4 protein-coding genes and 1 tRNA gene are annotated in these 3,049 nt (G+C 36.4%); 1 reads left to right on the top strand and 4 read right to left on the bottom strand.

The genetic code is table 11. From position 1 onward, the window contains the following. Nucleotides 1-1,007: 1,007 nt before the first annotated feature. Entirely contained in the window at nt 1,008-1,406 is a 399-nt protein-coding gene (locus EO93_RS15000; protein ID WP_048126873.1) for a transcriptional regulator protein, read from the top strand. An 86-nt stretch (nt 1,407-1,492) separates the two neighbouring features. On the opposite strand, the gene EO93_RS14995 is transcribed toward EO93_RS15000, so the two are convergent. The 4 genes from EO93_RS14995 to EO93_RS14985 all read right to left on the bottom strand — a co-directional run bounded on the left by EO93_RS14995 (nt 1,493) and on the right by EO93_RS14985 (nt 3,048). After that, the gene (locus EO93_RS14995; protein ID WP_162198713.1) at nt 1,493-1,702 is read right to left on the bottom strand and encodes a hypothetical protein; all 210 of its coding nucleotides are present in this window, start codon (nt 1,700-1,702) and stop codon (nt 1,493-1,495) included. 373 nt (nt 1,703-2,075) lie between these two features. Further along, entirely contained in the window at nt 2,076-2,288 is a 213-nt protein-coding gene (locus EO93_RS14990) for a MoaD/ThiS family protein (protein ID WP_048133824.1), read from the bottom strand. After that, entirely contained in the window at nt 2,285-2,413 is a 129-nt protein-coding gene (locus EO93_RS18540) for a hypothetical protein (protein ID WP_255350236.1), read from the bottom strand. Before EO93_RS18540 ends, EO93_RS14990 begins: the two co-directional genes overlap by 4 nt. 565 nt (nt 2,414-2,978) lie before the next feature. Beyond that, nucleotides 2,979-3,048: transfer RNA gene (locus EO93_RS14985), tRNA-Gly, on the bottom strand. Nucleotide 3,049: the final 1 nt, after the last annotated feature.

Below are 3,049 nucleotides of genomic sequence, written 5' to 3'. Positions count from 1 at the left end.
TTGAACGGTGTTGGCGAGACAAACATTATTTGCTCTAGGGCGGTATAGCATAGGTGCAATCCCTTAGATGCCTGCCAATTCATTGGCGGGAGCCGTCACTGAACAAAATAACCTCTGAAGAAGTAAGCCCGGGAAATAAAAAAGCATGGGAAATAAAAAAGCATGGGAAATAAAAAAGCATGGGAAATAAAAGCTACATGAAATTTCAGCTTTTTCCAGCTTTTTCCAGTTATTCCCTATTTTTTAGTTTTTTTCTCCAGTTTTTTTTATTTATTTCCATGTTTGCCCTGATTGAACACTTTCAAGAGAGATCTCTCAGAAGTCGGAACGAATGCTGCAGATTTATCTGGTTCCTCAGATAATTGTTTGATCTGCGCTGAAATGAGAATATAAACATTTCTAAATTATCCTTGACGTTTTATTGTCAGGATATTTCCCTTTAATTTCTTTGATCAGTACAATTATAATATTTTTGTTGTGATACCCTCAGGTTTTTATCCGGATCATGGGATTATTATGCCTCTGATGTTTGATTCTTTTTCAATACCTGCTAATGTCAGGTGTGATTGAAAGTTTTTCAATTCCTTTTTAATATATACAACTTTAAATAGTATGAGTACATTATTAATTGTTGGAGATGAATAACCTTCTAATTATATACGTATATAGGTTTAATTGCTGAACCAATACGTCTCTTCCCATCAATTTCACAAAACGGTTCTCTGGCAATCGGTTATGGAAATATATTACGTTTGTTTTTGATAACTTATTGTTGGACTTAAAACGTAAACAATCCGCTAGATTGTGAAAAAACGCTTTTTACTGAATTAAATATTTTAAAACGGGATAGGTTACCATATAAATATACATATGGTGTAATACTTTGAGAGTTGTTGTCAGCGTTAACAGGTAGTTATGAAAGCTACCTTTCAAGGTCTGAATAATAATTACCGTGATATTCTTTAGCTGACACATAAAATTATAAAAATTGGAATATAGGGGTTATCATGAAAGACTATGAAGTAAAAGTGCTGGACGAAAATGACCACATTTTTATTGAAACGTTAAGGAACCTTGGGATGTCAAGAAATGTTGCCACAACTATGGCATATCTTATGAATGTTGACGAAGCTTCATCCCGCGAAATTGAAATCAGTACCGGACTACGGCAGCCCGAAGTCAGTCTTGCAATGAGGCTGATGAAGAATCAGTCCTGGGTCAACGTGCGTTCGGAAAAGAAACCCGGTAAAGGGCGCCCGATAAAGATCTATTCTCTTGCAGCTCCGGTTGATGAGATTATAAGCTATTACGAGGATAAGATCTACAAGGAATCTCAGGCAACGATCTCAGCAATTAAAAAACTGAAGGTTATGAGCAAAAAGGTGCCTCTTACTCCTTCGAAGTAAAGGATCTAAAAAGGGTTAGCTCCATAATGGCTGACAGTCCGTCCTGGAACTCACCATTATGGAAATCAAATCCTTCCCTTATTAATTCATTTAATTGTATCTCTTCCAGGTCCTGTTCCTCTTTTTGTTCTTCTTCGTTTTTCACCCTTCATTTCCCGGGGTTTCCTTTCTGATCCCCTTCCTTTCTGATCTCCTTCCTTTCTGATCTCCTTCCTTTCTGATCTCCGTCCTTTCTGATCCCCTTCTTTTCTGATTACCTTCTTTTCTGATCTCCATCCTATCAGGTATCTCTTCAACGGTTTTCAGGATTTTCCGGCATACTCTGGCATTTGGTGCATGATTCACCTTCAGCCGATTTGCTGATTTGTCCCCATTTTACATCTTTGCTCTGTCTTTTGTTCAAACCTTCCGGTCGTTTAAAATGTATATGAACAAGAAAATATGAATGAGAAAAGCCCTGAATATAGAAGTGTCCTGGTTATTGGAGATTGTTCAAACCTTCCGGTCGTTTAAAATGTATATGAACAAGAAAATCTGAATGAGAAAAGCCCTGGATATAGAAGTGTCCTGGTTATTGAAGAATTCCATAGAAAAGTAACCTTTAAAATCTCTCTAAAAAGGGGGAAAAATAAGTTAAAATAAAGAAGGAAACCTGCCTTAAAGGGCAGGTCAGCCACCTGTAACTACTTTAAGGATTGTTAGTCTGTCGGAACTTATCGCCCCGTCAAGGGGAACAGCATTTCCTCCATTTAATACAAGTACCGTTTCCTGATTTATGTCCAGCGTATCAAGCAGGTCTTCGTAGGTAGCGCTTTCAGCTACTTCTACGGTCTGTTCGGAAATCTCTCCAGCTTGAATTGTTATGTGTACCTTTTTGCTCACTCTATAGATCCACCGCCGCTTACCTGAATTTCGTCTACGATTTTCTTTATTAACTTCTGCTCCAGTTCATATTCTTTTCTGACACCTTTCCGTTCTGCATTTCTTTTCTGGAACTTTCCGGTCATGTTCAAATCTCCTTACGATATTTCAGGTTTGCAACATAGTGGGTATAATCTCTCCAAGTAGACTCTGTTGTCTTTTCGAGATGTATATCCAATAATTATAATGATTTTCTGTTTTAATTAACTTTTTGGTTAACGATCCTTTTTTGGTTAAGGATCCTTTTTTGGATAACGACTCTTTGGTTAACAATTAGTTATTTCCAGGTGCTGTAGCCGCAGTTCACATAATATTATTGAAAAAATGTAAGGGTTAACATTGAATATGAGCTCGTTTGAAACATTGGCATAATAAGCTCCAGACCTCTATTTTAAAATGAAATTTGAGAATATTTGTTCAGGAACTATGTATCTTATGAATCAAATTCTCACTTATGCCATTATATTCAAATGACGTAAGCTGTTTGGTAATTATTAGAGGTTTGAAGAGACACACCTGATAAATAGCACACAAATCTATAAAAAGAGTTATATAATATGTAAAAAAACGGACCAAAAAAACAATTAAAATCAAAAAAACAATTAAAATCAAAAAAACAATTAAAATCAAAAAAACAATTAAAATCAGTTATACACCAGTCGGGATTCGAACCCGAGTTCGAGCGTTGGCAACGCCCGGTGATGACCGCTACACTACTGATG

This window comes from Methanosarcina sp. 1.H.A.2.2 (genome assembly GCF_000979975.1).
In the GTDB taxonomy this organism is placed as follows: domain Archaea; phylum Halobacteriota; class Methanosarcinia; order Methanosarcinales; family Methanosarcinaceae; genus Methanosarcina.
The sequence above is the reverse complement of the archived record's forward strand: the minus strand, read 5'-3'. Positions and strand labels throughout refer to the sequence as shown.

Excerpts from the sequence above, each read along its gene's own strand:
- EO93_RS15000 (WP_048126873.1), top strand. The coding sequence starts at position 1,008 with ATGAAAGACTATGAAGTAAAAGTGCTGGACGAAAATGACCACATTTTT.
- EO93_RS18540 (WP_255350236.1), bottom strand. The coding sequence starts at position 2,413 with ATGACCGGAAAGTTCCAGAAAAGAAATGCAGAACGGAAAGGTGTCAGA.